General features: G+C 47.9%; 35 protein-coding genes, 1 tRNA gene and 1 pseudogene. 30 read left to right on the top strand and 7 right to left on the bottom strand.

The window, feature by feature from the left end; translation table 11 throughout:
* Window positions 1–311, bottom strand: a 311-nt coding sequence (locus tag HMPREF3096_RS09850) for an MBL fold metallo-hydrolase (protein WP_141749329.1), incomplete at its 3' end; no start/stop codon positions are given.
* 755 nt (window positions 312–1,066) lie between these two features.
* Between HMPREF3096_RS09850 and HMPREF3096_RS09845 the strand changes: the two genes are divergently transcribed.
* Together HMPREF3096_RS09845 and HMPREF3096_RS09840 are read left to right on the top strand one after the other, a co-directional pair.
* Window positions 1,067–1,384: a hypothetical protein gene (locus tag HMPREF3096_RS09845; protein WP_227538790.1), complete on the top strand. Its 318-nt coding sequence runs from the start codon at window positions 1,067–1,069 to the stop codon at window positions 1,382–1,384.
* Window position 1,385: 1 nt separating this feature from the next.
* Window positions 1,386–1,958: a GNAT family N-acetyltransferase gene (locus HMPREF3096_RS09840; RefSeq protein WP_023323299.1), complete on the top strand. Its 573-nt coding sequence runs from the start codon at window positions 1,386–1,388 to the stop codon at window positions 1,956–1,958.
* A 159-nt stretch (window positions 1,959–2,117) separates the two neighbouring features.
* Here the strand turns inward: HMPREF3096_RS09840 and HMPREF3096_RS30845 are convergent.
* Window positions 2,118–2,185: transfer RNA gene (locus HMPREF3096_RS30845), tRNA-OTHER, on the bottom strand.
* 121 nt (window positions 2,186–2,306) lie between these two features.
* Between HMPREF3096_RS30845 and HMPREF3096_RS09835 the strand changes: the two genes are divergently transcribed.
* From HMPREF3096_RS09835 to HMPREF3096_RS09825, 3 genes are all read left to right on the top strand, one after another.
* Window positions 2,307–3,767, top strand: coding sequence for an integrase arm-type DNA-binding domain-containing protein (locus HMPREF3096_RS09835; RefSeq protein ID WP_153587513.1), 1,461 nt, complete (start codon window positions 2,307–2,309; stop codon window positions 3,765–3,767).
* Window positions 3,764–4,378: a hypothetical protein gene (locus tag HMPREF3096_RS09830; RefSeq protein ID WP_064169488.1), complete on the top strand. Its 615-nt coding sequence runs from the start codon at window positions 3,764–3,766 to the stop codon at window positions 4,376–4,378. The genes HMPREF3096_RS09835 and HMPREF3096_RS09830 overlap by 4 nt, the downstream gene beginning before the upstream one ends.
* Before the next feature lie 147 nt (window positions 4,379–4,525).
* A complete protein-coding gene (locus HMPREF3096_RS09825; RefSeq protein WP_004174242.1) occupies window positions 4,526–4,732 on the top strand; it encodes a helix-turn-helix domain-containing protein in 207 nt (68 codons plus the stop codon).
* 108 nt (window positions 4,733–4,840) lie between these two features.
* Here HMPREF3096_RS09825 and HMPREF3096_RS29050 read toward each other — a convergent pair whose 3' ends face one another.
* The gene (locus HMPREF3096_RS29050) at window positions 4,841–5,032 is read right to left on the bottom strand and encodes a toxin-antitoxin system HicB family antitoxin (protein WP_071533773.1); all 192 of its coding nucleotides are present in this window, start codon (window positions 5,030–5,032) and stop codon (window positions 4,841–4,843) included.
* Window positions 5,033–5,171: 139 nt separating this feature from the next.
* Here HMPREF3096_RS29050 and HMPREF3096_RS29045 point away from each other — a divergent pair, with 139 nt between their 5' ends.
* The 5 genes from HMPREF3096_RS29045 (at window position 5,172) to HMPREF3096_RS09810 (ending at window position 8,258) form a co-directional block, all read left to right on the top strand.
* Complete coding sequence (locus tag HMPREF3096_RS29045) at window positions 5,172–5,432, top strand: host cell division inhibitor Icd-like protein (RefSeq protein WP_048993096.1); 261 nt, start codon at window positions 5,172–5,174, stop codon at window positions 5,430–5,432.
* On the top strand, window positions 5,425–5,625 hold the full coding sequence (locus tag HMPREF3096_RS30415) for a hypothetical protein (protein WP_071533744.1): 201 nt from the start codon (window positions 5,425–5,427) through the stop codon (window positions 5,623–5,625). The genes HMPREF3096_RS29045 and HMPREF3096_RS30415 overlap by 8 nt, the downstream gene beginning before the upstream one ends.
* Window positions 5,626–5,629: 4 nt before the next feature.
* A complete protein-coding gene (locus HMPREF3096_RS09820) occupies window positions 5,630–5,929 on the top strand; it encodes a DUF4222 domain-containing protein (RefSeq protein ID WP_040177077.1) in 300 nt (99 codons plus the stop codon).
* The gene (locus HMPREF3096_RS09815; protein ID WP_004174245.1) at window positions 5,926–7,725 is read left to right on the top strand and encodes a DNA primase family protein; all 1,800 of its coding nucleotides are present in this window, start codon (window positions 5,926–5,928) and stop codon (window positions 7,723–7,725) included. Before HMPREF3096_RS09820 ends, HMPREF3096_RS09815 begins: the two co-directional genes overlap by 4 nt.
* A gap of 287 nt (window positions 7,726–8,012) precedes the next feature.
* A complete protein-coding gene (locus HMPREF3096_RS09810; RefSeq protein ID WP_004174250.1) occupies window positions 8,013–8,258 on the top strand; it encodes a hypothetical protein in 246 nt (81 codons plus the stop codon).
* A 52-nt stretch (window positions 8,259–8,310) separates the two neighbouring features.
* Here the strand turns inward: HMPREF3096_RS09810 and HMPREF3096_RS09805 are convergent, their stop codons facing one another.
* Window positions 8,311–9,084: a hypothetical protein gene (locus HMPREF3096_RS09805; protein ID WP_070544411.1), complete on the bottom strand. Its 774-nt coding sequence runs from the start codon at window positions 9,082–9,084 to the stop codon at window positions 8,311–8,313.
* Between the two features lie 254 nt (window positions 9,085–9,338).
* On the opposite strand from HMPREF3096_RS09805, the gene HMPREF3096_RS09800 reads away from it, so the two are divergent.
* From HMPREF3096_RS09800 to HMPREF3096_RS09765, 9 genes are all read left to right on the top strand, one after another.
* Complete coding sequence (locus tag HMPREF3096_RS09800) at window positions 9,339–10,505, top strand: phage major capsid protein (protein ID WP_064169487.1); 1,167 nt, start codon at window positions 9,339–9,341, stop codon at window positions 10,503–10,505.
* Between the two features lie 51 nt (window positions 10,506–10,556).
* Window positions 10,557–11,117 carry an HK97 family phage prohead protease gene (locus HMPREF3096_RS09795; RefSeq protein WP_048993105.1) on the top strand — a complete coding sequence of 187 codons (561 nt, stop codon included), beginning with the start codon at window positions 10,557–10,559 and terminating at the stop codon, window positions 11,115–11,117.
* Window position 11,118: 1 nt separating this feature from the next.
* On the top strand, window positions 11,119–12,354 hold the full coding sequence (locus HMPREF3096_RS09790) for a phage portal protein (protein ID WP_004174256.1): 1,236 nt from the start codon (window positions 11,119–11,121) through the stop codon (window positions 12,352–12,354).
* On the top strand, window positions 12,351–12,689 hold the full coding sequence (locus tag HMPREF3096_RS09785; RefSeq protein WP_048993108.1) for a phage head closure protein: 339 nt from the start codon (window positions 12,351–12,353) through the stop codon (window positions 12,687–12,689). Before HMPREF3096_RS09790 ends, HMPREF3096_RS09785 begins: the two co-directional genes overlap by 4 nt.
* The gene (locus HMPREF3096_RS09780; RefSeq protein ID WP_048993111.1) at window positions 12,682–12,975 is read left to right on the top strand and encodes a head-tail connector protein; all 294 of its coding nucleotides are present in this window, start codon (window positions 12,682–12,684) and stop codon (window positions 12,973–12,975) included. Before HMPREF3096_RS09785 ends, HMPREF3096_RS09780 begins: the two co-directional genes overlap by 8 nt.
* On the top strand, window positions 12,975–13,418 hold the full coding sequence (locus HMPREF3096_RS29040) for an HNH endonuclease (RefSeq protein ID WP_032691156.1): 444 nt from the start codon (window positions 12,975–12,977) through the stop codon (window positions 13,416–13,418). The genes HMPREF3096_RS09780 and HMPREF3096_RS29040 overlap by 1 nt, the downstream gene beginning before the upstream one ends.
* Before the next feature lie 275 nt (window positions 13,419–13,693).
* A complete protein-coding gene (locus HMPREF3096_RS09775) occupies window positions 13,694–14,050 on the top strand; it encodes a phage terminase small subunit P27 family (RefSeq protein ID WP_040211070.1) in 357 nt (118 codons plus the stop codon).
* Entirely contained in the window at window positions 14,034–15,695 is a 1,662-nt protein-coding gene (locus HMPREF3096_RS09770) for a terminase large subunit (RefSeq protein ID WP_064169486.1), read from the top strand. Before HMPREF3096_RS09775 ends, HMPREF3096_RS09770 begins: the two co-directional genes overlap by 17 nt.
* Before the next feature lie 203 nt (window positions 15,696–15,898).
* Window positions 15,899–16,798, top strand: coding sequence for a DUF3800 domain-containing protein (locus tag HMPREF3096_RS09765; RefSeq protein WP_197667058.1), 900 nt, complete (start codon window positions 15,899–15,901; stop codon window positions 16,796–16,798).
* A 44-nt stretch (window positions 16,799–16,842) separates the two neighbouring features.
* Here the strand turns inward: HMPREF3096_RS09765 and HMPREF3096_RS29030 are convergent, their stop codons facing one another.
* From HMPREF3096_RS29030 to HMPREF3096_RS09755, 3 genes are all read right to left on the bottom strand, one after another.
* A complete protein-coding gene (locus HMPREF3096_RS29030) occupies window positions 16,843–17,598 on the bottom strand; it encodes an abortive infection family protein (protein WP_071839153.1) in 756 nt (251 codons plus the stop codon).
* A gap of 275 nt (window positions 17,599–17,873) precedes the next feature.
* Window positions 17,874–18,890 carry a phage integrase gene (locus HMPREF3096_RS09760; RefSeq protein WP_047718525.1) on the bottom strand — a complete coding sequence of 339 codons (1,017 nt, stop codon included), beginning with the start codon at window positions 18,888–18,890 and terminating at the stop codon, window positions 17,874–17,876.
* Window positions 18,890–19,462, bottom strand: a complete 573-nt coding sequence (locus HMPREF3096_RS09755; protein ID WP_070544412.1) for a phage repressor protein CI — start codon at window positions 19,460–19,462, stop codon at window positions 18,890–18,892. Before HMPREF3096_RS09755 ends, HMPREF3096_RS09760 begins: the two co-directional genes overlap by 1 nt.
* 130 nt (window positions 19,463–19,592) lie before the next feature.
* Between HMPREF3096_RS09755 and HMPREF3096_RS31755 the strand changes: the two genes are divergently transcribed.
* From HMPREF3096_RS31755 to HMPREF3096_RS09710, 11 genes and pseudogenes are all read left to right on the top strand, one after another.
* Window positions 19,593–19,856 (top strand): hypothetical protein, encoded by a 264-nt coding sequence (locus HMPREF3096_RS31755; RefSeq protein WP_058655896.1) that lies wholly within the window; start codon window positions 19,593–19,595, stop codon window positions 19,854–19,856.
* Between the two features lie 30 nt (window positions 19,857–19,886).
* Window positions 19,887–20,396: a phage regulatory CII family protein gene (locus tag HMPREF3096_RS09750; protein WP_070544410.1), complete on the top strand. Its 510-nt coding sequence runs from the start codon at window positions 19,887–19,889 to the stop codon at window positions 20,394–20,396.
* Between the two features lie 7 nt (window positions 20,397–20,403).
* Window positions 20,404–20,604, top strand: a complete 201-nt coding sequence (locus tag HMPREF3096_RS29020) for a phage filamentation protein Fil family protein (protein WP_023343330.1) — start codon at window positions 20,404–20,406, stop codon at window positions 20,602–20,604.
* Window positions 20,568–20,906 (top strand): DUF5347 domain-containing protein, encoded by a 339-nt coding sequence (locus HMPREF3096_RS09745; protein WP_000963463.1) that lies wholly within the window; start codon window positions 20,568–20,570, stop codon window positions 20,904–20,906. The genes HMPREF3096_RS29020 and HMPREF3096_RS09745 overlap by 37 nt, the downstream gene beginning before the upstream one ends.
* A 67-nt stretch (window positions 20,907–20,973) precedes the next feature.
* A complete protein-coding gene (locus tag HMPREF3096_RS09740) occupies window positions 20,974–21,201 on the top strand; it encodes a DUF2732 domain-containing protein (protein ID WP_023333493.1) in 228 nt (75 codons plus the stop codon).
* Complete coding sequence (locus HMPREF3096_RS09735) at window positions 21,201–21,422, top strand: TraR/DksA family transcriptional regulator (RefSeq protein WP_070544409.1); 222 nt, start codon at window positions 21,201–21,203, stop codon at window positions 21,420–21,422. The genes HMPREF3096_RS09740 and HMPREF3096_RS09735 overlap by 1 nt, the downstream gene beginning before the upstream one ends.
* The gene (locus HMPREF3096_RS09730; protein ID WP_070544408.1) at window positions 21,423–21,695 is read left to right on the top strand and encodes a DUF5405 family protein; all 273 of its coding nucleotides are present in this window, start codon (window positions 21,423–21,425) and stop codon (window positions 21,693–21,695) included.
* Window positions 21,692–21,973 (top strand): DUF3850 domain-containing protein, encoded by a 282-nt coding sequence (locus HMPREF3096_RS09725; protein WP_070544407.1) that lies wholly within the window; start codon window positions 21,692–21,694, stop codon window positions 21,971–21,973. Before HMPREF3096_RS09730 ends, HMPREF3096_RS09725 begins: the two co-directional genes overlap by 4 nt.
* A gap of 143 nt (window positions 21,974–22,116) precedes the next feature.
* Window positions 22,117–24,189, top strand: coding sequence for a replication endonuclease (locus tag HMPREF3096_RS09720; RefSeq protein WP_176747747.1), 2,073 nt, complete (start codon window positions 22,117–22,119; stop codon window positions 24,187–24,189).
* Between the two features lie 115 nt (window positions 24,190–24,304).
* On the top strand, window positions 24,305–24,745 hold the full coding sequence (locus HMPREF3096_RS09715) for a DinI-like family protein (RefSeq protein ID WP_064388418.1): 441 nt from the start codon (window positions 24,305–24,307) through the stop codon (window positions 24,743–24,745).
* 82 nt (window positions 24,746–24,827) lie between these two features.
* A pseudogene (locus tag HMPREF3096_RS09710) lies at window positions 24,828–25,490 on the top strand (hypothetical protein); the annotation flags it as partial.
* Between the last annotated feature and the right edge of the window lie 29 nt (window positions 25,491–25,519).

Below are 25,519 nucleotides of genomic sequence, written 5' to 3'. Positions count from 1 at the left end.
AGAAATGACCTGCTTATTCGCACCTTCCCTAAGTTTATCTTTCTCTCAGGCGTGAAATTTAGGCGATCATAATGTTGGGTTAAATGATTGAGGCCCCAGGTATGATCGTTATGCCCATGCGATAAAACGATACTATCGATGGTGGTTAAATCAATTTGCAACGTTTGCGCATTCTGCAAAAAAACATCCGAATATCCGGTATCGAAAAGGATTTTTTGTCCATCATGCTCAATCAGATAGGATACACCAGGCTCACCGACAAGATACCTGTCAATTAATGTATTATTATCAACCAGAACCGTTAATTGCATCAGCAAATCCTCGATGTTGCGCCAACAATATGAAAAGGAAACTCTTTCTATTATGGACCGGTGTTATGCCACATTCATTGCGGATAAGCAATTCACCAACATTTGGCTTGCACGTTAATGCTGGCTAGCCACCTGCAGGAAAAAGAATGGGCACAGCTAAAAAATTCGCAAAGCCCGCTTCTTGCTTGAGTTAGCTATTAATGCAGACGCGGCAACTATCGTGTCAATGGCAGCGGTGGCAGGGCAATCACTGTCTTTCATTCCTGACAACTTAACCTGTCTATGAGTATGCCGGTATTACGCCACGCCCTCGTGGTAGACCGAATGAACGCGACCGTCAGGTCGGGCCGTTCGACATCCACGATCCTGAGGGCTGCAGGGATGGAAATGCGCAATTGCCCGCATCGCTGAACTGACTTGAGAAACGTCGTATCCAGTAGCATTGCTAATGTTGATATATCTTATTTCTATTTGTTATTAATGAATTGTTGACAATATTTAGCTGAACTGATTCAGCTTTATCCCGGCAGGATAAAGTTTTATAAAAATTATGTAGTTAAAATTTAAAGGATTGTAATCAGCTCGCAAGGTAGAAAGATCGTCTGGATTTTATCCGCTATCTTGAAGGGGTTAATAAATCTGCGTTATAAATTGACCGCACTATTTAGAATGAAATGGAAATATCTGAATGCGTTATTCAGATAAATAGTGAAACAAATCTTATTATACTGGTAGCTTCAGGACAGGGTATGTTTATGAAGAATGCAATTATTCTATCAATCGCCGATCGTATCAAAGACGCGCTTCCCATACCAACAGACGAATTCAGGAAAAGGCTTGAAGAGGACTGTTATGTAATATGGAAACTACCGCAATTTATATCCGGCAAATCACCCAGTCCTCCATCATTCCCGCCTGTACTGATTATATTGAAGCAAAAAATGCAGAGGTACATGGCGCTTATGGTTCTGCCCGCCATTAAAACCAATGGTGAAATCATTCGCAAAGTTCTGTTTGTCACCGTCGGTGCGATGATGGTGACGCTTTCAGTAAAATATTTTACAGGAGTATGAAATGGCAATGGTCAATGAAAATATCGTCATTCGTCTGGCGCAAGACGTAGACATCCCTGAGGTGAAACAATTGCTGGAGCGCTATCACGCTAAAAATCTTGCAGGCGAGCAGCGGGCGAATGGATTTGTCACCACCGATATGACGCAGCAGCAATTAAGCGAACTGAGTTCAGCCGAAAGTGGTGTAGTGATCGCTGTTGATCGTTCATGTAACAAGGTTATTGGCCTGTTGCTCGGCGGATCGTGGGAATTTCTCAGCCCCTGGCCCATGTTTAAATATATGGCAAGTATTCTCAACGAATATCGCTACCAGGGGAAAAAACTGGATGCGGCTAGCTCATATCAGTATGGCCCCATCTGCGTCGCAGAAGAGTATCGTGGTCAGGGCGTGGGCGAGTTGCTGCTTGCGTATCAGCGCAAGGTGTTCGCCCCGCGTTATCCCGTCATCGTTACTTTCGTCAATGTACTGAACCCGCGCTCGTATGCGTTTCATACCCGCAACCAGTTTGAAGACGTCGGTTTCTTTAACTTCAATGGCAATAAGTACCACATGATGGCATTACCGACCTCCTGAGCGTTGGGCTGAAATGGTGCGGTATACCCGGCGGGCGTCTTCGGCGCCTGTCGGCATAAGCGCAGGTCCAGGTTAAGCCGGTGGTTTGCCGATCGCTGTTCTCTTCAGGGAAGGCTGAAAAGGAAAAGGGCCTACGTTTGCACGTAAGCCCTTGATATCTGGTGGCCCCTGTTGGGTTTGAACCAACGACCAAGCGATTATGAGTTATAATGCAACTTCTTACCTAAAACTACTTATATATAATTTTCAATAATTTAGATAAAATAAAAGTACTGTATAAATAACCAGAAATACTCTAAAATACTCCCTTGCGGTATCCTATAGGTATCCTAGAGCAAAACAAGCGATATGCAGGATGCCTCAGTCGCTTGGTGTGGAGTGTTTGTGGAAACATTCAAATTTACGAAAGTTAAGCTCGAAAGCTTGCCGCCGGCCGAACGAGGTCAGGTTGAGTATGGCGATACCATTGTTAATGGTCTACGCATCCGTATTGGCACCAGTGGTGTGAAAAGCTTCTGTATCTCACGTAAGAGAAATGGAAAATTCATCCGTGCCACGCTGGGCCGTTTCCCGGACCTAACTATTGATAATGCCAGAGCAAAAGCACTCGAAATGCTTGGCGACGTTGCGACCAGCGGTAGAAATCCAAATGTGGACAAACGTGTTAATGAGAAGGCATCTGTCTCGCTTGCCGATGCGCTGGATGCATATGTTAAGAACCGTGGCCACCGCCTCAAACCCACAACTGAAAAGCAATATCGCGCAATCTTACAAAATTATTCCGGCGACTGGATGAAACAATCCCTCGCTACCATTTCGCGTGAACGTGTTGAGCATCGTCATAAAGCAGTAACTGATGGTTCTGTCTGGTTTGGCGCTGATAAAGAAACTTTGCGGGCAGGGGTTGGAACCGGTAGTAAAGCCCAGGCTGACCTGTGGGCCAGAGCACTACGCGCCGTTTATCGTTTCGCACATGATCATTATCGTGATGAAGAAGGGAGAACGCTGTTACCTGACCCGCCAACAATGGTGCTGAGTACAAAGCGTCAGTGGCATGGCACGATCAGAAAGACGGAGCGCATCCGTACCCATGACTTTGCTCGTTGGTTAAATGCCGTCGCTGTAGTTCGAGATAAGGCCGAAGAAGGACGAGACGATGTAGCTGCTGCAATATGTGACGCCGTAGAAATGTCGATGTTCACCGGGCTGCGTAAATCTGAAATATTTGAACTAACCTGGAATCGGGTGAATATTGGCGGTCGTTATTTCTGGATAGATGCTACCAAGAACGGCGATCCGCTTGAGCTGCCAATCACTGAAACTCTGCTGAATCTGTTCCGGCGCCGACTGAAAATGAAAAACGGAGATGAGGCTTTAGTGTTTCCTGGAGTTAAAGGAATCATTAAAGAATATCGCCATGTAATTGATCGAATCAGTGCCGCCACCGTCCCAGCCCCCAATCCTGATATGCTCCAACCAATCCCATTCAAATGGCATGATGCCCGCCGGACATTCGGAACCGTTGCTGAGCTGGTGGGCGTTGGTAGTTACATCCTCAAAAGACTGATGAACCACCGAACGATGCGGAGCGCAGATGTTACGCAAGGCTACCTTCATTTCGGTGCTGACGAGCTGCTTGAGCCAGCTGCCCGAATTGAACGGGCCATCCTGGAACATGCTGGGCTTGTCGAAAGCCAGAAAGCTATTGATGCACAGTTATTGTCTGCGTTAGGCAATTTGACTGATGAATATAAGCGCAAGATGCTTTTTGAAATACTAAGCCAAAATCATATGCAGGTTAAGAAATGAGTTACTTAAATCGAGTAGATGCCGAGCATGTGGCAAGAATGTATGCCTTTCAGCAATTGGTAAAAAGTTTCTCTTCGGAAAATGCTGATGAGCATGTGAATCGTATTGAAAAAGAAATAGCTGGGAAAACTATTAAAGAAAAAAAATGGATAGCGAATAGCCTCACCGAAATGCAACTGGTAGAGAAAAACAGGCCGTTATCGGATGATGAAAATGTGTTGGTTAAAGCTGTGAACGTACTAACAATTCTTGGATATACAGATCTGGCTAAGGAGTTAGGCGCTTTGGCAGACAGAGTTGGGCGATGTGTGACGTTATCAGATGTTTATATGAATCACATTATTGACGGTGCGGTCAAAAAAAATAGAAGTGACGCAGCCTCAGGACACCGACATCATTTGCATGATGAAATTGTGGCAATTATCAAAGCCACCTGGGAGAAAAACCCTGCTTTATCTAAAAAGAAAATGATAGCAAAGTTGATGAATCGTTATGAGGGGAGAGTGGATGAAGGAACGGTGGATAGCTGGATAAAAAAAGAAAAGTTATTACCGCCTAAGCCAAAGAAATACATAATGTCTGATTTGGTCGTCCCGAACCCCTATACGTAGAGCAGGATCAGAAAACAGCAGAGGGGGTAGTAACTTCCCCTCCCCAATACCTGCTCGTCGTCCCGAATAGTTACTTCTCACCTTATTGAATTAAAATCAATATCTTAGATTGGCTTCGTTGTTAACCAATACTACACGGAGCTACTTATGCATTTGGTTGAATCAAATTTTTCTAAAAGACTCACTCGTAATGAGGCCGCAGCTCATCTTGGGGTGAATCCCCAGACGTTGGCGAACTGGGCGCATACTGGCAAGGTAAAAATTCCCTTTCACAAGGTCGGTCGGAAGGTCATTTACTTCAAGTCTGATCTGGATGCTTATCTGGATTCCACCCGCAGAACGCAGACGGTTTAAGGGGCTGGATATGGCATATAAAACAAAGGCGGCCATGCAGGGCCGCCAGCGTAATCAAACGAAAATAAATCAGAGACAGATTACTAGGCTTACGGCTGGTGGTCAAAATCAGCCTTTTGGCTCAATGCCCTGTCGGCGCAATTCCTCGCGGGCCAGTTCTTTCAACCAATTACCGAGACTAACACCCTCACGTTCTGCTGCATCATTAAGCTGCTGTCGTAATTCTGGAGTAATTCTGATTTGGAAAGTTGGTGAAAGGCCTTCGCCTTTTGGTGTTTTGTCTCGTTTGATAGTTGACATGTACGTACGTAACCTTATAGCATGGATTTTGTTATGTACGTACGTTATCACGACGAACATGCAAAAAACAACGCCCCGCACTGCGGGAACAGTGCCAGGGCGTCTGACCTCCACCGATAGTTAACGTATCGAGGAAGCTATGAAAAATCATATCACACATCCGCAAGGGCGGGATTGGCACAACCTGAATAGATTCACTTGGCTTTTCCCTGGAACGCCGAAGGGACAGACCTGTACACCTGTGGTTATCCGCGTTGCAGCCGACACCGAAGAAGAAGCCCGCGAATGCTACTCCCGATGGGATCTAACCTTTGCCGCGAAGATTCGCTCCGAATCCTCTCTGTTCCTGCACGCCGCCGGTGTTTATGAATTGAATGCAATGGGGGTTCATCATGGATAGTCAAACCCCGATGCTGAATATCTCACTACATGTCTCTCCAAGTTTTTCCGGTCGTATTTTGCTTTACGTTGAAAACGGCTTAGTGAAAGGAGATACGGTATTACGGCAGGATGAAATTATAGGCACGCCATCACTCTTTGATCACATCCTTGAACGCGCCGGTTATCGCGTAACGCCAGTCAAAAAGGACTAATGCCATGAAAAAGAAAATTAACAGCTTGACTGCTGGTGGCCAGGCTCGGTCTGAAATCTTCCCTGGAGATATTTTCCGAGATAACAGGGGCGAGCGTGTAACGGTGAAAATTGTCGCTGATAACCGGATTACATATATCAGGGAGGGGTATTCCGGAGAGTGCGTTTTCCCGGTCGAAAGATTTAGAAGGGAGTTCTGGCCGGTGAAACGCCAGACGTTCAGCGAATGGTGTGAGTCGAATAACACAGCAGAAAAAATTCATAACCTGCGTGCTTTAATTGCTGCTAAGAGAGCGGGCAAATGAAACGTGCACCGAACTTAAAATTTCTGCCAAAGGAAAAATTTACGGAAGCGATTATTTTTGCTGGGACTGATGCCTACGCTCATGCAAAGGGATGGGAAGAGGGGTTGGGTAAACAAATTGCTGAAGACACTACGCCTCCTATCTATCTTGGACCAAAACAACTGGCGGAACTGGATCACCTGCAAATCATCGATAATGGTCGCCGTAGTGCGCGTGTTTATCTGGCCGGAAACATTGAGCCAATAATGATTAATGCTATTGGTGAGAAACTGGCCCGGGCGGGAGTGCAGGATGCAAAACTGTATAAGGGGATCCCCGACCGACAACCAGAGGACTGGCATGATTATCTGGAGAGAATCAGGGCGGATAATGTGGTTGTTGATCTCCCGATCATAAAACGTGAACCAGCCAATAGCGGTGTGGCACCGGCATTGAATCAGATGGGAGCAAGCCAACGAGGTGAAGTGTTGCTGGCTCATTATGATGGCGATCTGGCAATTCATGCCGACTCTGACACCGTACACCACTACAACGGTGTGGTGTGGACCCCTTTGCCGGATAAAGAGCTGCAGCGCGAAATGGCACAGATTTACATTGATGCTGAAGTTGCCTATTCACAGAACGCCGTCAAATCGGCAGTAGAAACTATGAAACTAAGCCTGCCAGTTATGGGGGTGACAGCTCGAAATCTGATTGGCTTTAGTAACGGGGTATTTGATACCCGGACGGGGCAATTCAGACAGCATAGCAAAACAGACTGGTTACTGATCGCCAGTGAATTACCATTCAGTCCACCAGCCGAAGGGGAAACGTTGGCCAGCCATGCTCCTAATTTCTGGAAGTGGCTCCGTCGTTCCGTAGCCAGTAATGACCGTAAGACAGATCGTGTGCTGGCGGCGTTGTTTATGGTGCTGGCAAACAGATACGACTGGCAATTATTTCTGGAGGTAACAGGGCCCGGAGGTAGCGGTAAAAGTGTGATGGCTGAAATCTGCACCATGCTGGCTGGCAAGGCTAATACGGTTTCAGCCAGTATGAAGGCGTTGGAGGATGCAAGAGATAGGGCGCTGGTGGTGGGTTACTCGCTGATCATCATGCCGGATATGACCCGGTACGCTGGCGATGGTGCTGGTATTAAAGCCATCACTGGTGGTGACAAGGTGTCTATCGATCCTAAGCATAAAGCGCCATATTCAACCCGTATTCCGGCGGTGGTGCTGGCGGTCAACAATAATGCTATGACATTCAGCGATCGTAGCGGGGGCATTTCGCGGCGGCGCGTGATATTCAACTTCTCGGAGGTTGTACCGGAAAACGAACGAGACTCGATGCTCGCAGAGAAAATAGAGGGGGAGCTGGCTGTAGTTATCCGCCATCTGCTTACACGTTTTGCAGATCAGGACGAAGCAAGACGGCTATTGTATGAACAGCAGAAATCCGAAGAGGCTCTGGCAATTAAACGTGAAGGTGATTCGCTGGTGGACTTCTGCGGCTACCTGCTGGCGTCGGTGGCTTGCGATGGGATGTTTATCGGCAATGCTGAGATAGTGCCCTTTAGCCCACGGAAGTATCTGTATCACGCCTACCTTGCATACATGCGTGCCAATGGTCTCAACAAGCCCGTATCGCTGATGCGATTCGGAACCGATATGCCAGGTGCAATGGCTGAGTATGGCAAGGCGTATCAGAAGAGAAAGACTAAGCACGGTATTAGGTCAAACGTTACGCTACACGGCGATTCAGACGACTGGATGCCATCCTGTTCAGGCACCTCTGAAAATAGCGGGGTAGAGTAAAGTTATAGATTAAGTGTTCACCAGTATTCACCTTGTCGAAAAGTCTATTTAATACATAGTGTTAAGGGGTGAACACTTATTTATAAAGTATTCACCAGGTATTCACCTGTTCACCTGTTCACCTTTCGTTTGTTTTTTGTTCTAAAGGGTGAAGGGTCGGGTGAACACTTGTGAACACCTGAATGAAGAGTGTTCACCATATAACTGTATGAATTTAATAAGAAAATACATAAAGGTGAAGGGGTGAACACTTAAACACATATTTTATATTTTTATAAGAGGGTGGTATGCCTATTACTTTTCAGGACATCAAAGAACATTATGAGCAGTATGGACTAAGGGACATAAGCGACATGTCGACGGCAGAGTATAAGCAGTCCCTAGCCGATGGTGCTTTCTTTTGGATCGATCATCATGATTTTGTTCGCAGTACGCTGTCAGAGGAAATTTTAGCCACGAACAGAGAACAATTAGATGCAATGATCGATTATTTACAGATCTATAGAGATAACATGAAACTTTCCTCTGAGTAAATGATGGTATGAAAGTTATGAATAAGAATAGCCGCATGCTTGCGGCTAGCTTTTAATAACTGCTTAATACATCTTTTAAGGTTGGATTTAAAATATACTCATAACCTTTTTGAGGTTGCATAAAAAGAATGGATTTGCTGTATTCTTTGAATACATCATGACTCGGTAAGTAATACCTTTTGTTATAGCGATCAAAAAGAGATGTTTTTATCATTTCTTTTTCTAATAACAATTTAAAGCAATCTATTTCCTTATGCGTCATTGAATTAAATGCTCTAGTTGCAGCACTTATTTCAAGGTGAGATATATCATCGTTAAAATCGGTTTTAATAATATCTTTGGCGATGCTAGTCAGTGCTACGCTTTGTGATGTCTCACCAGTAGAAACAACTTGTGTGATATTTTGATTGCATAAAGAAAAAAGTGAAGCATCTTTTGGGTGTGAGCTGTTATTTTTGCCTATTAGTTCCTTTATAATATGGAGTTGGTATACGTCCAGTGTATTAAAAGTGTCTCGCATAGTCTCTTTTAAAATTTGTTTCTCTTGCTCTTTTTTTTGTTTTTCAATAATCTCTTGCTTCTCCCTGTTTTGTTTTTCTATTTTTTCAGAAATGATGGAGTGAATCATATTTATAATGGAAAATACTAGGCGAATTGACGTTATTAAAATAAGGCTTTGGGGTATGAGTTTTGACACAGGATCAAGTATGAAATGATCATTAGGTGAAATGAAAATTAAAAATAAGCAAGTTAGAAGGATTGCAATATTTAAACGTACATTAGTCATCTTTTGTAAGGATTCAAGAATTTCTTTATATACTTGCATTCAGGCACCTGTATGAATTGAAAGTAATTGTAAAAATCATATACCTGATTCTACCTCATATTACCTCTTGCTCAAGTAGGGGTATTAATTAAAATTTTTATGTATATCTTGAAGGGTGGCACTCAGACGTGAGCCGCCACAGGCCGTTTAACCAAGCTGTGCGAGACAGCCGGAGAGAGTCCGAAAAAGGTTAAACGGCCATCCCTTTAAGTGTTGGTTTCACGTCTTAACATTAATTGTTACGGAAACCACTCATGAAAAAATTACTCGAATTACGCCAGCAGAAAGCCGCACTCAAAACCCAGATGCGTTCCATGCTGGATAAAGCCGACACCGAAAAGCGCAGCCTGAACGATGATGAGGGCAAGCAGTTCGACGAACTCCGTGCCCAGGCTGATGCGCTTGAAGTTGAAATCACCCGTCTTGAAGCCGTCGCCGACGATCAGCGCAATCTGCCTGGTACTTCCGTTGAAGGTGAGCCAGTAAGCAACGATGAACTGCGACACTACATCATGACCGGTGATACCCGTTCTCTCTCCACGCTGGTGCAGGCTGATGGCGGCTATACCGTTATCCCTGAGCTGGACAAAGAGATCATGCGCCAGTTGCAGGATGATAGCGTGATGCGATCTATCGCGACAGTGAAGACAACCAAAACCAACGAATACCAGAAACTGGTATCTGTGGGCGGTGCTGCCGTTAAGCATGCGGCAGAAGGTGAAGCGCGTGCCGAAACTACCACACCAAGAATGGAACGTGTGGATATCAAACTCAGCCCGATCTATGCATACCCGAAAACCACTCAGGAGATCCTCGATTTTTCCGAGGTGGATGTTCTGGGTTGGTTATCTTCTGAAATCTCCGACACCTTCAGCGCTACTGAAGAAAATGATTTTGTTAACGGCGATGGTGTGAAGAAGGCTAAAGGCTTTCTGGCCTATGACCGAGTGGCCACCGGTGATAAAACCCGACCTTTCGGTACGCTGGAGAAAATGGAAACTGCTGCTGTTAACTCAGATGGTTTGATCGACCTGCTATACAAGCTGAAAGCAAAATACCGCAAGAACGCCGTATGGGTGATGAACTCGAATACTGCGGCCACGCTTCAGAAGCTGAAAAACGATAACGGGGACTATATCTGGCGCGATCGTCTGGTCGCTGACTCTCCTGATACGCTGCTGGGCCGTCCGGTTCAGTATCTGGAAACTATGCCCGATGCGGCTCCGGGAGAAGCATTTCTGGCGGTAGGCGATTTTAAGCGTGGTTACTTCATTGTCGATCACACCACAGGCGTGCGCACCCGTCCTGACAATATCACCGAACCGGGTTTCTACAAGGTGCATACCGATAAATACCTGGGCGGCGGCGTGGTGGACTCCTGCGCCATCAAGGTGCTTGAGCTTTCCGGCTCCGGTTCCTGATTCGACGTGTGAGGGGCTTCGGCCCCTTTCTGCCCTCTGTGGAGTCCAGTAATGAAAACAATTGATTTTGAAATCCGAACCTCTGAACTAAGCGCCAGCAACAAAAAGCTGGTGGGCTATGCGGTGCGCTGGAACAGCCTGTCAGAAGTTATCTGGGATGAATTTCGTGAGCAGTTCGCGCCGGGGGCGTTTAAAGACAGCCTGGCATCCGGTAGTGATGTGCGTGCGCTGTATGAGCATAACTATACCCAACTGCTGGGGCGCACTAAATCTGGCACGCTGGTGCTGTCTGAGGACGATACCGGGCTGCGCTTCGAACTTACTCCACCGAATACCCAGCTTGGGAATGATGTGCTGGAGCTGGTGGAACGTGGAGATATTTCCGGCATGAGTTTTGGTTTCCGTGCGCTGAAAGAGGCGTGGGATATCGGCCAGTCTCCATACCTGCGCACTGTGACCGCCGCTGAACTGCGGGAAATTACAGTTACGTCTATGCCTGCTTATCCTGAATCTGGCGTGGAAATCGCGTACCGTTCGCTTTTCTCCCAACATCCTGAACTGCGTCGCGCTGGCGATAACCGTCGCCGCTGGGCTGAATTAGCGGGGCTTTGATATGTGGAATATCTGGCCGTTTGGCCGTAAGTCTGAACCCTCCGAGCAGCGCAGCATGACCATTGATGAGTTTCTGGCGATGGCAGGGATTCCAAATACCGGATCAGGCGAGTACGTGTCTGCGGGTACTGCGGAATCTCTGCCGGCGGTGATGAATGCTGTTTCCGTTATCAGTGAAGCTGTGGCGACAATGCCCTGTTACCTCTATCGGGTACGAAATGATAAAGGACGAGAGGCGCGGGAGTGGCTGAGCAATCACCCGGTGGATTTTCTCCTGAACGAACAGCCTAACGACTGCCAGACGCCTTACCAGTTTAAACGCACGATGATGCGCCACTGCCTGCTGAATGGTAACGCCTATGCGGTGATCCAGTGGGGCCGTGACGGCCAGCCGCAATCCCTGCATCCGTATGCGCCGGGGGCGGTTGTTCCCGAACGTATTGGCCAGCATAAGTACAAATACACCGTTACTGAACCGTTTACGGGGGCTGTGCGCACCTACTTGCAGGAAGAGATGCTGCACCTGCGTTACTCCACCGATGATGGCTTTCTGGGGCGTTCGCCGATCACCGTCTGCCGTGAGGCGTTGGGGCTGGGCCTCGCTCAGCAGCGCCACGGTGCCAGCATTATGAAAGATGGCATGATGGCGGCTGGCGTGGTCACTACTGCTGAATGGCTCGACAGCTTAAAGGGCAAACAAGCTCTGGACGCACTGGAACGCTACAAAGGTGCCAGAAACGCCGGGAAAACGCCGATCCTTGAAGGTGGTATGGACTATAAGCAGCTTGGCATGAGCAATCAGGATGCTGAGTGGCTGGCCTCCCGTCGCTTCACCATTGAAGATATTGCCCGCATGTTTAACGTTTCTCCTATCTTTCTGCAGGAATACAGCAACAGCACCTACAGCAATTTTAGTGAGGCGAGCCGCGCCTTTCTTACCATGACAATGCGCCCGTGGCTGGCGAACTTTGAGCAGCAGATTAAATCCGCGTTGCTGGTGGCATCGCCTGTACCCGGAATCCGTTATCAGGTGGAGTTCGACTCTGCCGATCTTCTTCGAGCCACTCCAACCGAACGTTACGCAACTTATGAGCGCGGTATCAAGAACGGGATCATGAACCCGAACGAAGCCCGCGAACGCGAAGGGATGCCACCGCGTGAAGGTGGCGACGAATACAGTCAGGCATGGAAGCAGGAAGTGAAGGTCAGTAAGGACAACAAGGACGGTGACGAATGAGAGCCGGAAAGATGAAACGCCGCGTCACTTTTCAGAAGTCAGAATCTCACCGTGATCAGATGGGGCAGGTTATCTCTGTGTGGTCTGACCTTGCCACCGTCTGGGCTGAAATCCGCGCTATAAGTGGGCGTGAGCGTATGTCTTCCGGGGCGCTCTACTCCGAAGCCACTGTACGAATCTGGACGCGCTACCGCGACGATATCACCACCGCAAACCGCATTTTGTACTGCTCGCCAAATGTCCGGGGGCAGGTTTACGGCATTGTGGCCGTCATTCCTGATGTGGATCACACCCGGCTTGAGCTGCTGTGCAAGGGAGGCATTTTCAATGAATGAGTTAATTGGTCTGGAAGAAGCAAAGCTGCATTGCCGTATTGATGATGATTATGAAGACAGGCTGATACAGGCGTACATCGATGCGGCGCTGGAGGTTTGCCAGAAGCATATCGGTAAGCGGTTTGATAACGGGCTGGAGTTTACGCCAGCTATCAAGATTGGCTGTCTGATGTACGTATCTCAGTTGTACGAGTACCGCACGATGATTGGTGATACTGACGCCAAAGAGATACCGATGGCTGTCTCTGCGTTGTGGTCTGTCTATCGTGATGTGGGGGTGTACTGATGCCGTGGCAACCACTACGCCGATGCACTGAGCCGGGATGTAATAAACGGGTGAAGTCTGGCAAGTGTGACGAGCATAAGCGGGATGCCCGCCGACAAAGCGACAGCCGAAGAGGTACGCGAACAGAGCGTGGTTACTCCAACCGCTGGGGCGAATACCGTCGTCATTTTCTGAAAGCTAATCCGCTGTGTGTCCATTGTCTTAAGGCTGACGTCTATACATCGGCAACTATCGTCGATCACATCATCCCTATCGAGGGTGAGGCCGATGTGCTGTTCTGGCCAGCCAGTAATCACCAGTCGTTATGCGCTGCCTGTCATGGACGGAAGACAACCACAACAGACCCGGTGACGAAGCAGCAGCGTAAAGCCGGTAAGTTCCGTGAGCAGGAAGAAGCAGCACGTCATCGCACCGACTGGATCTATGAGGCAAACAATGACTGAGCAGGAACAGCAGCGGCTGATTAGTGGGCTGATAAAGCAGCGTGAGTCATGGCAACCAGCCAGACAGAGAGCGCATAAGAAGCCCGCCGCAAAGCGCATGAGCCAGCGTGACCGGGAGTTCATGGAATGCTTTCGCAACCGCTGACAGGCCGAATGGACGGGGTGGGGGAGGTTTTCAGGACAAACCCCTCTCAGCGAGGAACCACCTGCCCCCTCAAATTTTTACGCTCGGTAATTTTTTTGAAAATAAAACGCGATGGAAACGAGAAATTTTTATGGCAAGACCACCAAAACCGCCAGCTTACCTTGATGAGCTAGCCGCGCAGCAGTGGAAAGCAAAGGCGAAGCAACTGGCGGAGCGCGGGGATCTGACTCCCGCCGACTGGAATAACCTTGAGCTTTTTTGCGTCAACTATTCGTTGTACCGCAAAGCCGTGGAAGACCTTGCCAGCCGTGGATTCAGCATTATTAACAGCCAGGGCGGTGAGAGCCGAAATCCGGCGCTGAGTGCAAAGGCGGATGCTGAAAAAATCATGATTAAAATGTCGTCGCTGCTGGGCTTTGATCCGGTAAGCCGCCGTCGTAACCCTGTAGAAACGGAAGAGGAAGACGAGCTTGACCGTCTGGGATGAGTACGCAAACGCGATAAAAACGGGCGAAATTCCGGCCTGTAAGCGCGTAAAACAGGCCGTGGAAAGGTACTTTTCAGACCTGAGTGACCCCCGTTATGAGTTCGATACGGCGACCGTAGAGCGGTTTATTGCGTTCTCCCGGCTCTGTCCTCACGTCAAAGGACCGCTGCGCGGCCAGCCTATTGAACTGGAGCCGTGGCAACAATTTGCCTTTGCTAACCTGCTGGGATTTAAAGTCAGGGAATCAGGCCGCCGGAAGTACAGCAGTGCCTTTATTGAAGTGCCGCGCAAGAATGCCAAATCTACCGTAGCCGCCATGCTGGCTAACTGGTTTCTGGTAATGGAGAAGGGCCAGCAGGATATCTACACGGCGGCGGTGAGCCGGGATCAGGCCCGAATCGTGTTCGACGATGCCCGCCAGATGTGCCTGCTGTCAAAACCGCTAAAAAAGCGCGTCAATATTCAGGCGCACAAGGTCATTTATCCAAAGAGCAACAGCCTGTTGAAGCCGCTGGCGGCGAAAGCGGCCACCATTGAGGGGACTAACCCCAGCCTGGCGATTGTCGATGAATACCACCTTCACCCCGATAACGGCGTTTATTCCGCGCTTGAGCTGGGGATGGGCGCACGACCGGAGGCGATTTTGTTCGCCATCACGACCGCCGGAAGTAACGTTGTCTCCGCCTGCAAACAGCATTATGACTACTGCTGCCAGATTCTGGCCGGGGAGGAGAGTAACGATTCGTTGTTTGTCCTGATCTACGAGCTGGACGACGAAAGCGAGGTTGAGCAGCCTGAAATGTGGATCAAGGCTAACCCTAACCTGCATGTGTCCGTTGACGCGGCTAAACTGGAGTCCACCCTCCAGAAAGCGCGGGGCATACCGTCGCAGTGGGTGGAAATGCTGACCAAACGTTTCAATATCTGGTGTCAGGGCTCCACTCCGTGGATGGGGGCCGGTGCATGGGACGCCTGCGCGCTCGACTATACCGAAGAAGATCTTGCAGGGATGGAGTGCTACGCAGGATTTGACCTGTCCTCAACCAGCGATATCACCAGCGTGAGCTACGCTTTCCCGTTCGACAGGGAGATCCGCCTGCTGACCCGCCATTATCTGCCGGAAGCGCAGTTGCTTAACGTCGCCAACAAAAACCGCGCTATCTACCGCCAGTGGGTGAAAGCGGGCTGGATACGCACCACACCCGGCGACTGTATCGACTATGACCGCATTCGTGACGATATCCTGCGCGATGCTGAAATCTTCAATATCAGGCTGGTGGGCTTCGATACCTGGAACGCCACGCATCTGCGCACTCAGCTTCAGGGAGCCGGTCTCGATGTGGAGCCGTTTCCTCAAACCTATCTCAAGTTCAGCCCGGTCGCGAAATCCTTTGAGGTATTCGTCAACCGCAGGGTTGTGCGTCATCGTGGCGATCCTGTTCTGTCCTGGGCGATTGGTAACGTGGTGATGGAGTCTGACGCCAACGCCAATATCAAGCCTAACAAGAAGAAATCCGCTAACAAGATCGACCCGGCGGTATCAGCGTTGATGGCGTTCGGTACTTTCCAGTCTGAGCATGAGGATTTTGCCTTTGATATGAGTCATCAGCATAAGGAAAGACTCTCGAGATTTATTGGCATCTAGTGATGAGATGCAGCGAAAGATGTCGATACGAAACGGTAGATTAACTCTTTTTTTGACGTTAGTATCATTGCTAACAGGCGAATCAGGCCAATAAGATTTGCTAGACTTCCGTAGTATTAACGTCTAGTATAGGTACAAGAACCCTGACTCCCGAGCTTCATGTTGTACGACATGCGGCGCTCTTAAGGAGGCAGGGTTTTTTTTTGGAGAAAAAAGTGGCCAAATATCAGATATTTGCAGATGAAGCTTGGACTCACAGCACTCCCCCCCCAAACCGGTATCATTGCTTTTTTGGTGGGATTTTAGGATCTGAGTCTGATGTTGATAGATTACAGACAGCCCTTACGAAAATTAAATTGAGACACAACATAACCCAAGAGGTCAAATGGTCGAATGTGTCTTTAAAAAATAAAGACTATTATAAAGAATTAATTGACTGTTTAAAGTTCCATATTTTAAATCATGATATTAAATATCGTCAGATGTTTCGTGACAGAGCTTATCATCATGATGCTGAACCTGACGAAACCGAACTGGATATACAATTCAAGCTTTATTATCAATACATAAAAAATATGTTTGGTTGTAAACATATTCCTGTAGACGCCAAAGGCAGCAGTATTCTTGTCAGACTTGATGGGCATTCAAGCGAAAAGCATAAAACTAGGCTGAAAGATTTTCTTGAAAATTTGCCAAGAATGTGGAGTCGACCTGACATCACGCTCAACGTTACATATGAAAATAGTGCAAATTCTATTCGCTTGCAGGTGTGCGATCTCATGATGGGGGCTGCTGGATACTATGGTAATAAATTCCATTTGCGTAGGCCAAATGGAAAAAGGGGAATGACTGCCAAGCAAAAGTTAAAATTAGAAATGGCTAAGTATATCTACGAAACGATAAAATATATTGATGCACAAACAAGAGGGTCTAAAGCCTTTAATTGGTTCGAATCAACTGGTATTAGTGGTGATTCGACAAATCATTTTGCCCATAAACTTCGCATTTGGAAATTTATTCCTTCTGTGCATCGAATTAATAAAGGTTGGCAGAATGATAACTTAGATAAAGAAGGTCGATTTGTTAAGGATCTATTTGAGTGACTTCATGTGGATGGCCGGCTTGACCGGCCTCCCAATTTAACTTTTTAATTTTTTCTCATGTTTTTCCATGTTTGGATTAAGAAAATAGAAACGCTACCAGCTAGATTCACAGCTAAAAGCGCATGGCGATCAGATGGCTTAACTGGTTTCTTACCCTGCCCATGAGAATCTCCAAATCTATTTCGCAAAGTTCCTAGTCCATTAACTACAGAAGAACAACCTTTAAGAATTTGTTTAAATATTTGTTCTGAATGCTGGTCTGGAGCAAGTTTTAGCTCTTTTGCTACGAGTTTGTACAGTTCACTCATATCAAAATTTCTGTCATATGAAACGTTAATATCATCCAGAATATGTTTACATACAGTCTCTAATAATGTCCGTGATGAGGTAATAGCGCCTTCCGGATCTGTTAGTCGCCTGTCTAATGCTTTAGACCATGCTTCATTCACCCCTGCTTCATCATAGCTTCTCAGTCCTTCAGTAATAAATGTATCGGCAGGAAATGTGTTTTTTTCTTCTAGATGATCTAAAAGAGGCTGAAACTCAGCCCATATCGCCTCCCGTCTTTGGGCATAGCCTTCTATTTTTTTTATATGTTGCCAAAACTGGCTAAGTGATCGGCATGTCCGAATGAATTGGGGAAGGAGGTCAGAAATGGAGGTCAAGTTAATGAAGTAATGGCGAAGTTGTTTATAAGCAAACTCATCATCGCCCTTGCCTGTCGCTCTATCTAAAAGGGTGTTCTGTAAGGCTAGAGCGCGTTCTAAATCATCGCGTAGCGTTTCGGGTAAGCTATCCATGAAGATCACCAAAGCTTAGGTTATCGATCTTGTAAGTAAGGATGCCTTTTGGATTTACTCACTAATACCTGACTCAGGTATCCTATAGGTATCCTAGGAAAAGCTAAAAGCTAAGAACTCATGTAACCTATTGAAATTTGGTGGCCCCTCCCCGGCTTGAACGGGGGACCAAGCGATTATGAGTTCCTACCGGAACAACCGAAAATCAATAGTTTGCGTTATTAAACATTGACTTAGTTTGCCAATGTTTGCCAGCATTTGCCAATGTTTGCCATTTACACCGCCATTTTATCGCCACTCGTCGCCAGTGGATTAAGTTTAACGGCATCCTCTAAATGGTCAGGGGCAAAGTGAGCATATCGCATCGTCATTTTTATGTCGGTATGGCCGAGTACGCGCTGCAAGACCAAAATATTACCACCATTCATCATAAAGTGGCTGGCGAAGGTGTGGCGCAAAACGTGGGTAAGCTGTCCTGCCGGTAGTTCGATGCCTGTTCTTTCCAGAGCTGACCGGAACGCGCCATAACAATCACTAAACAACCGGCCTTTTTTATTCTCAGGCAGAGACTCATAAAGTTCTTTGCTGATTGGGACGGTGCGGTTTTTTCTGCCTTTCGTGTTGGTGTACGTAATTTTGTATTTCGCGAGCTGGCTTTTTCTCAGACTCTCAGCCTCAGACCACCGTGCACCAGTGGCGAGACAGATTCTTACCACGGGTTCTAAATCAGGGTGGTCATGCCTTTTACACTCTCCGAGCAGTTGCGAAATCTGGTCGTGAGTTAGCCAGGCCATTTCCATTTCTTCTGTGCGGAATGGGCGCATATTTTTCAGCGGGTTCTCACCCTTCCATTCTCCGAGGCGATTTAGCTCATTGAATACCGCCCGGAAGTAGGCCAGCTCAAGATTAAGCGTGCGAGGCGATACCTCTTTCACCCTGTTTGAACGGGCATACTCACCTTTTAACCGTTTTTCTCGATAGCGGGAAAACATCTGCGCATCGAAATCGCGTGCGAGTGGTTCGCCCATACAATCGAAAGCATGGTGCATGGCTAACTGACGTTTCAAGCCGTCTTTCAGCGTAATGCCATGAGCGCTATACCATGAATCAACCAGTTCTTTTAACGTACGCCTGTCTTCCTGTTCTTCCTGCCACGGGTTTTGAATGGTGTACTGTTCAAATGCCAGTGCCTCACCTTTAGTGGCGAATTTCTTTCTGATACGTTTGCCTTTTGCACCGTTTGGGTAGAGCTCACAAATCCAGCCGCCGGCCGGATTTTTACGGACAGTCATCAATTAACCTCGCTGTATACACCTACTACACGGCCAATCGTTTTTATCTCATCAATCCCACATTCGAACGGTACTTTGCCGCCAGCCACATGCAACCTTTTACCGGGTAGAACCGTTAATTCACGGAGGCTGATTGCACCCTCAACATCAACAATCCAGAGTCCGTCAGCCAGAGGCGCATCTTTCTCAGCGAAGTAGCTTTTGCTCTCGCTTCTAACACAGATGGCACTTTTCAAAGGTTTTTCGAAAAGCTCGGGGTCGATATTCAATACTCCAGTTTCAGTGAGTCTACCTTCACTTAATGTGAATGACTGGAGTTCGTAAGACGATTTTGAGTTTTCATCAGATTTTTGCGGCCCCGTTCCCGTCAGGATCCATTGGATATTGACGCCAGTCTCAAGGGCGCAGAATGCGGCGAAGTCATAGGAGACGTTACCACGCGTATAGCGGTTTTGTAGCGTGCTGGCTGCGATATTGAAATGGTTTGCGAGCTGAATTTTCTGTGTGAACCCGTAGACCTGACAAATTCTATCTAATACTTCCTCGTTTGAAATTTGGCTTTCAAAATCCATAAATGGCATTCTCATGTTGACCAATGCGAAAAATCGCATTAGGATTCGATTGTTGGTGGCAATTGGTGGCAAACATTGGCAAACGTTGGCAACCATATGGCAAATATTGGCAAAGAGGAAATGATGCAGCATGGCTTCCGAAATCGCAATCTTCAAAATCCCAGCCCCAGTGGTTTCTCTGCAGCAGTTCGCAGAGCTTGAGGGGGTTTCAGAGCGTACCGCTTACCGTTGGACAACTGGAGATAATCCATGTGTACCAATCGAACCTCGCAAAATCCGTAAAGGCTGCAAAAAGGCTGGCGGCCCTGTTCGCATTTATTACGCACGATGGAAAGAAGAGCAGTTGCGTAAGGTATTGGGCCATTCCCGATTTCAACTTGTCATAGGTGCTTAATTCACTTTATGTGAATTATAAGGATGAAACATGTTTGATTTTCAGATTTCCAAACATCCGCACTATGACGAAGCGTGCCGTGCTTTCGCGCAGCGTCATAACATGGCGAAGCTGGCCGAGCGTGCGGGTATGAACGTTCAAACGTTACGTAACAAGCTCAACCCGGAACAGCCTCACCAGTTTACGCCGCCTGAATTGTGGCTACTGACTGACCTGACCGAAGACTCAACCCTCGTTGATGGTTTTCTGGCGCAGATTCATTGCCTGCCATGTGTACCGGTTAATGAGCTGGCTAAAGACAAATTGCAGTCTTATGTCATGCGCGCAATGCGTGAACTCGGCGAACTGGCGAGCGGTGCGGTATCTGATGAACGCCTGACCTCTGCCCGTAAGCACAACATGATTGAAAGCGTTAATGCTGGCATTCGCATGTTGTCATTGTCGGCACTGGCGCTGCATGCACGTCTGCAGACTAATCCAGCCATGTCGAGCGTGGTCGATACCATGAGCGGTATTGGCGCATCCTTCGGTCTGATGTGAGGTGCTTATGTTGAATACTGAACCGTCATTCGCGTCTCTGCTTAAAAAGCAAAGTCCCGGCATGCACTACGGCCACGGCTGGATCGCAGGTAAGGATGGCAAGCGCTGGCACCCGAGCAGCTCACAGGCTGATTTACTGGCTGGTCTCTCCACTCAAAAGCAGGGGGAATCATGGCTATCGAAGCTGTTTCTGCGACTGTTCCGCTAAAAGCGGGTGAACGTCTGGCCGGTCTCAATCATGTGGCTGAATTGCGCGCGAGATATTGGGGCGATAGCTGGAAAGAGGTTGAACGTTTTGTCGATGATATGCGCGATAAACGTGACCCACAATTTGAAGAGAATAATCGGGCGCTGGCCGCTATTTTCTTTCTGGCAAAAATCCCGGCGGCTCGTCATGAGCTCGAATTAAGTGAGCTGACTACTGACGAGAAAAAGGCGCTTATTACAGCGATGAATCATTTTCGTGCAGTGGTGAGTTTATTTCCCAAACGGCTAACCATGCCGAATTAATCCAAACAGAAATTTAATGGCGTAAACCCGCCGGGCTTCTTATTGCCCGAAATCAGGAGAATAAATTATGCGTAATACTGTAACCCGTAGTTTTAATACAGATAGCGATGCGCTGGCCGTATTGCTGACCGATGCCAAAAAAGAAGAACGTAAAGACCGCGCGCTCGCTGTTTCAATCCGTCTTGAGGCACTGGCGATACATATCACCAAAGAGGGGATGAGCGGTACCGAAGCCGCCGAACTGCTGCGCCGTGAAGCCACTCGCTTTGAGAATGAATCACAGGAGCTGCACTAATGGCCGACGCAATGGATTTAGCACAACAGCGTGAGCAGGAAGACCGCGAGCGCCACATCAACAACGCGCGCAGCCGTATCGCTGCGCCTTCTCGTTTCCTCTGCGAAGAATGCGACGCACCAATCCCGGAAGCTCGCCGCATTGCTATACCGGGCGTGGCCTTTTGCGTGACCTGTCAGCAAATAGCAGAGCTCAAATCTAAACATTACAAGGGCGTTTAAATGAGTATTCGTATCGAAGTTAGCAACAAATGGGTTATTACCAGCGACCAATATCAATTCATCCTGAATGAAAAGAAAGTCGTTAAGTCAGGTAAAAAAGCTGGTGAGGAATGGCTCGATACCATCGGTTATTACCCGAAAATTAACCAGCTTATTTCCGGGCTGATTCATCATCATATTCAGCAGTCATCAATTACCACGCTTGACGCAATGGCATCTGAAATTGAGCGTATCGGAGAAATGTGCGCCTCCTCTATCAAGGCGGTGGAATGAGAAAAACACATCAACTAAAAATTCGGCCTGAGTTTTTTCAGGCTGTCATCAATGGAACAAAAAAAGCCGAGTTTCGCCGTGCTGACCGTGATTTTGCTGTAGGGGATTTACTTTGCTTAAACGAGTACGGAGCCTGCGTATATGACCCGAAAAAGGTCGGTTTTACCGGCGCTTTTGTCTACGTGCTGGTGACTCATATAACTGACCTTAGCGAGTGGGCTCCCGGCTATGTGATGCTAAGCATACAGCGTAGACAAATGGGGGAACTATGCGGGTAAGCGTTAACTTTGCTTACCCGTGGAACGCTCCACGGTCAGCAATAGCCAGCCCATATCTTACCTATGACCAACAGTATCGCCGCGACCGTATGTTCGCGGCTTTGCTGCATGCGAGAAAAGTGCTTTCGCTCCAACCCGAGTGCGTGCGCTTTGATGTTTATCGCACCGCTGCGGTGCTGGAGCAAAATCAGGGCAGTCAACGAGCCAATGCCTTTTTAATCAGCTTCTGCAAAAAGGCATTACCACGTCTTGAACTGGTCGCAAAAAAATATCAGTGCGCGGGTATCAACAGCAACTTATCGGCCACTGTTTTTGGTGGTCATTTTGATACCCAGCTCATGCAATATCTGGCGTCACGCATGGTCAACATGGTCGCCAGATATAACCGCCTCCCTGATATGTCGCGCGCCGATATTGACCTGCTGGCCGCTGATATTGCTAATTTCATTCGTGCTGAACTGGCTGACATTGATGACACCGGATTTAGCGAGCTAAAAACGCTGTACACCTGGTACATGCGCGCCGGTATTATTTCTCTGCAATTCAATGTCACCCCTCCGCATTGGGAGCGGGTGACTAAAAAATATGTCGGAGAAGATGAAATCGCCCCGGCTATCGCTCGTATGTTTAACGATGTGTGGTGGCGTGGTCGTCTGCGTCGCATTGCGGCTGCATGGCGCGAACATCTGCAAATTGCCGTCGGAAATGTCAGCAAAAAACGACACGCCTACGCGAGTAAAAACTGCGTGACCGACTGGCGTGAGCAGAAGCGCCGCACGCGTGAATTTCTCAAGGGGCTGGATCTCGAAGATGAAGACGGCAACCGCATCAGCCTGATTGAAAAATACGACGGTTCGGTCGCTAACCCTGCGATACGCCGCTGCGAGCTGATGACCCGTATCCGTGGTTTTGAAAACATCTGCAATGAGCTCGGTTATGTCGGTGAGTTTTACACCCTGACCGCACCGTCTAAATATCACGCCACCACCAAAGCAGGCTACCGTAACAGCAAATGGAACGGTGCCAGCCCGTTGGACACGCAGAGCTATCTCACCGGCCTTTGGGCGCGCATTCGCGCCAAGCTGCACCGGGAAGAAATCCGCATTTTCGGCATACGTGTTGCCGAGCCTCATCACGACGGGACGCCGCACTGGCACATGCTTATGTTCATGTTGCCGGAAGACGTCGAGCGCGTGCGCCTCATCATCCGTGATTATGCGTGGGAGGAAGACCACCACGAACTGAGAAGCGATAAAGCCAAAAAAGCTCGCTTTCATGCCGAGGCCATTGACCCGGAAAAGGGGAGCGCTACCGGCTATGTAGCTAAATACATTTCGAAAAATATCGACGGCTATGCTCTTGATGGTGAAACCGATGACGAAAGCGGTGAGCTGCTGAAAGAAACAGCCCCCGCCGTTTCGGCATGGGCGGCACGCTGGCACATCCGTCAGTTTCAGTTTATCGGTGGTGCGCCAGTGACGGTCTACCGTGAGTTGCGTCGCCTCGCTGATACCGAGACCGCACACGGTCTGAGCGTTGAGTTTGCCGCCGTCCATGATGCCGCTGACGCCGGTGACTGGGCTGGTTACGTTAATGCGCAGGGTGGCCCGTTTGTCCGTCGCGATGATTTGCAGGTGCGCACGCTGTATGAACCGCGCGCCGAGTTTAACCAGTATGGTGAGGAAACCGTCTGCATCCGTGGCGTGTACGATTCCGCTGTCGGTGCTGGCACCCCGATTTTAACCCGGCTAACGCAGTGGAAAATTGTGCCGAAGCGTGCCGTTGATTTGGCCGTTGACGTTAAGGGCGCTCCTGCGCCCTCTCGGAGTTCTGTCAATAACTGTACGGGAAGCGAAAGCGATCCGCCGGAGCTGGATTTATCCAAACCGTTGAGTCGAAGTGAAAGGCGGAAGCTAACGACCAGACTCAGGGACAAAAAACGGGTCATCGGGTGTGATTTTATCCACGGAACGGATAAACAAAGTGCAGCCATTGACAGAACAATAGACGAGATTCGGCTCACTACCGGCGAAACCATCAGCCGGGGTGAGGCCCTGCACCTGATGGCCGGTGGAAAAAGTTGCATAAACGGCAAATGGTGCCGTGGTTCATCAACCGGTGAAATTTTCCCGGCAGCACCGTCACACCGGGCTCAGGCCAGACAAATCCTAAATCGAGTCGCGGGGTTAGCGTCAGTTACTAAGTTGAGACTGTAACTAATTCATATCCATATCATGCACATACGACCTTTTGTGGCGTAACTTTTTTCTTTCATATTCTTATCGATACGTGATACTGTATATTTATACAGTATCCCGTATTGGAGGTTGTGTGGATAGAGAGTTAAACGAGCAAGTCATGATTGAACGGGTCGAGATGATTGCGCGTCTGACGACAGAGGGTGTTTGTCAGGAAAGAGATCGTGAAATTGCTTTGAATTTAATTGCGGAAATTGCGAGAGGGAACTTGATGAAAAACAACTCTTTTTCAGTTGTTTTCGCTCCCGCTCCTGTTGAACAAAGATTAAAAAAAGGGGGCGAAGTGAGGGTTAACATCACGTTGGATAAAGACCAAAAAATCGGGCAGCAAGTTGTCGATGCTTTTCAGTGCGAGTTGACCCGACGCGTACAATCAATTTTCCCATCAACGAGAGTGACGGTAAAAAAAGGGTCAATGACCGGAGTAGAACTGGTTGGGTTCGACCAGGAGTCAGACCGAGAAGCGTTAGACGGTATCCTTCAGGAAGTATGGGAAGATGAGAGCTGGCGTTAGTTCCTGAAAAATGTACAACCATCGACCCCGTGTTTGATAGCATGGGGTTGTTTTGTATGGGGATTACACATAAAGGAAAATCATGGATACCGTAATAGCATTTTTATCTTTGGCACTCTTTATTGCTTTTATAGTGGGTTTAATCAAGCCGTCTCTGGTTCGGATGCCGAACCGTAAGCGCTCCAGTGCGGTTTACCTTGGTGGCTGTCTCGCGTTGGGCGTTATTGGCTCAATTTTATGGCCGACTGAAAAGAGCCAGCCTGTTGAAAAAACTGATGCGCTGGAGGTTAAAGCGGAACCGGCTACGCCAACGTTTGAGTATGCAGATAAAACCCTCAAAGAATATCGCAACGAGCCAAAAGAAACCCGACACGATATCGTTAAAAACTATGTTGATTTCAAAAGTGTACCGGCCAGCTCTACTGATGTTTTTTATGCTTGTATGAGTGAGTACACTTTTACTAAAGATGATGCATTAAAGCTCGGTGATGCGTTGGGGTGGTGTTTCAATGACTTCGAGAAAGAGCCGCAATCTCTAAATAATAAAATCAACCTTGACGCATTTCAGGGTAATTTTAGTGGTTGGGATGGCTCTTATCGTCCGTTAGAAAAACTAATAAAATCGAACATGAATGATGATTCATCTTACAAGCATGTTTCAACGGTCTATCATTTGGTTTTAAATAAAGACCCACATGCCATCGTAAAAACCACGTTTCGCGGTACTAATGCTTATGGTGGGGTGGGCTTTGTTGAATAAATCGAACTTTTGCT

Origin of the sequence: Klebsiella sp. HMSC25G12 (genome assembly GCF_001807705.1) — a bacterium.
In the GTDB taxonomy this organism is placed as follows: domain Bacteria; phylum Pseudomonadota; class Gammaproteobacteria; order Enterobacterales; family Enterobacteriaceae; genus Klebsiella; species Klebsiella variicola.
The sequence above is the reverse complement of the archived record's forward strand: the minus strand, read 5'-3'. Positions and strand labels throughout refer to the sequence as shown.

Coding starts and splice junctions, on each gene's coding strand:
- HMPREF3096_RS09780 (WP_048993111.1), top strand. CDS start 12,682: ATGAATGAGTTAATTGGTCTGGAAGAAGCAAAGCTGCATTGCCGTATT.
- HMPREF3096_RS09830 (WP_064169488.1), top strand. CDS start 3,764: ATGAGTTACTTAAATCGAGTAGATGCCGAGCATGTGGCAAGAATGTAT.
- HMPREF3096_RS09785 (WP_048993108.1), top strand. CDS start 12,351: ATGAGAGCCGGAAAGATGAAACGCCGCGTCACTTTTCAGAAGTCAGAA.
- HMPREF3096_RS09815 (WP_004174245.1), top strand. CDS start 5,926: ATGAAACGTGCACCGAACTTAAAATTTCTGCCAAAGGAAAAATTTACG.
- HMPREF3096_RS09795 (WP_048993105.1), top strand. CDS start 10,557: ATGAAAACAATTGATTTTGAAATCCGAACCTCTGAACTAAGCGCCAGC.
- HMPREF3096_RS09805 (WP_070544411.1), bottom strand. CDS start 9,084: ATGCAAGTATATAAAGAAATTCTTGAATCCTTACAAAAGATGACTAAT.
- HMPREF3096_RS09740 (WP_023333493.1), top strand. CDS start 20,974: ATGCGTAATACTGTAACCCGTAGTTTTAATACAGATAGCGATGCGCTG.
- HMPREF3096_RS09750 (WP_070544410.1), top strand. CDS start 19,887: ATGTTTGATTTTCAGATTTCCAAACATCCGCACTATGACGAAGCGTGC.
- HMPREF3096_RS09800 (WP_064169487.1), top strand. CDS start 9,339: ATGAAAAAATTACTCGAATTACGCCAGCAGAAAGCCGCACTCAAAACC.
- HMPREF3096_RS09730 (WP_070544408.1), top strand. CDS start 21,423: ATGAGTATTCGTATCGAAGTTAGCAACAAATGGGTTATTACCAGCGAC.
- HMPREF3096_RS29040 (WP_032691156.1), top strand. CDS start 12,975: ATGCCGTGGCAACCACTACGCCGATGCACTGAGCCGGGATGTAATAAA.
- HMPREF3096_RS29050 (WP_071533773.1), bottom strand. CDS start 5,032: ATGTCAACTATCAAACGAGACAAAACACCAAAAGGCGAAGGCCTTTCA.
- HMPREF3096_RS09810 (WP_004174250.1), top strand. CDS start 8,013: ATGCCTATTACTTTTCAGGACATCAAAGAACATTATGAGCAGTATGGA.
- HMPREF3096_RS09775 (WP_040211070.1), top strand. CDS start 13,694: ATGGCAAGACCACCAAAACCGCCAGCTTACCTTGATGAGCTAGCCGCG.
- HMPREF3096_RS09820 (WP_040177077.1), top strand. CDS start 5,630: ATGAAAAAGAAAATTAACAGCTTGACTGCTGGTGGCCAGGCTCGGTCT.
- HMPREF3096_RS09825 (WP_004174242.1), top strand. CDS start 4,526: ATGCATTTGGTTGAATCAAATTTTTCTAAAAGACTCACTCGTAATGAG.
- HMPREF3096_RS29020 (WP_023343330.1), top strand. CDS start 20,404: ATGTTGAATACTGAACCGTCATTCGCGTCTCTGCTTAAAAAGCAAAGT.
- HMPREF3096_RS29030 (WP_071839153.1), bottom strand. CDS start 17,598: ATGGATAGCTTACCCGAAACGCTACGCGATGATTTAGAACGCGCTCTA.
- HMPREF3096_RS09790 (WP_004174256.1), top strand. CDS start 11,119: ATGTGGAATATCTGGCCGTTTGGCCGTAAGTCTGAACCCTCCGAGCAG.
- HMPREF3096_RS09760 (WP_047718525.1), bottom strand. CDS start 18,890: ATGACTGTCCGTAAAAATCCGGCCGGCGGCTGGATTTGTGAGCTCTAC.
- HMPREF3096_RS09840 (WP_023323299.1), top strand. CDS start 1,386: ATGGCAATGGTCAATGAAAATATCGTCATTCGTCTGGCGCAAGACGTA.
- HMPREF3096_RS09835 (WP_153587513.1), top strand. CDS start 2,307: ATGCAGGATGCCTCAGTCGCTTGGTGTGGAGTGTTTGTGGAAACATTC.
- HMPREF3096_RS09725 (WP_070544407.1), top strand. CDS start 21,692: ATGAGAAAAACACATCAACTAAAAATTCGGCCTGAGTTTTTTCAGGCT.
- HMPREF3096_RS31755 (WP_058655896.1), top strand. CDS start 19,593: ATGGCTTCCGAAATCGCAATCTTCAAAATCCCAGCCCCAGTGGTTTCT.
- HMPREF3096_RS30415 (WP_071533744.1), top strand. CDS start 5,425: ATGGATAGTCAAACCCCGATGCTGAATATCTCACTACATGTCTCTCCA.
- HMPREF3096_RS09755 (WP_070544412.1), bottom strand. CDS start 19,462: ATGGATTTTGAAAGCCAAATTTCAAACGAGGAAGTATTAGATAGAATT.
- HMPREF3096_RS29045 (WP_048993096.1), top strand. CDS start 5,172: ATGAAAAATCATATCACACATCCGCAAGGGCGGGATTGGCACAACCTG.
- HMPREF3096_RS09845 (WP_227538790.1), top strand. CDS start 1,067: ATGAAGAATGCAATTATTCTATCAATCGCCGATCGTATCAAAGACGCG.
- HMPREF3096_RS09745 (WP_000963463.1), top strand. CDS start 20,568: ATGGCTATCGAAGCTGTTTCTGCGACTGTTCCGCTAAAAGCGGGTGAA.
- HMPREF3096_RS09735 (WP_070544409.1), top strand. CDS start 21,201: ATGGCCGACGCAATGGATTTAGCACAACAGCGTGAGCAGGAAGACCGC.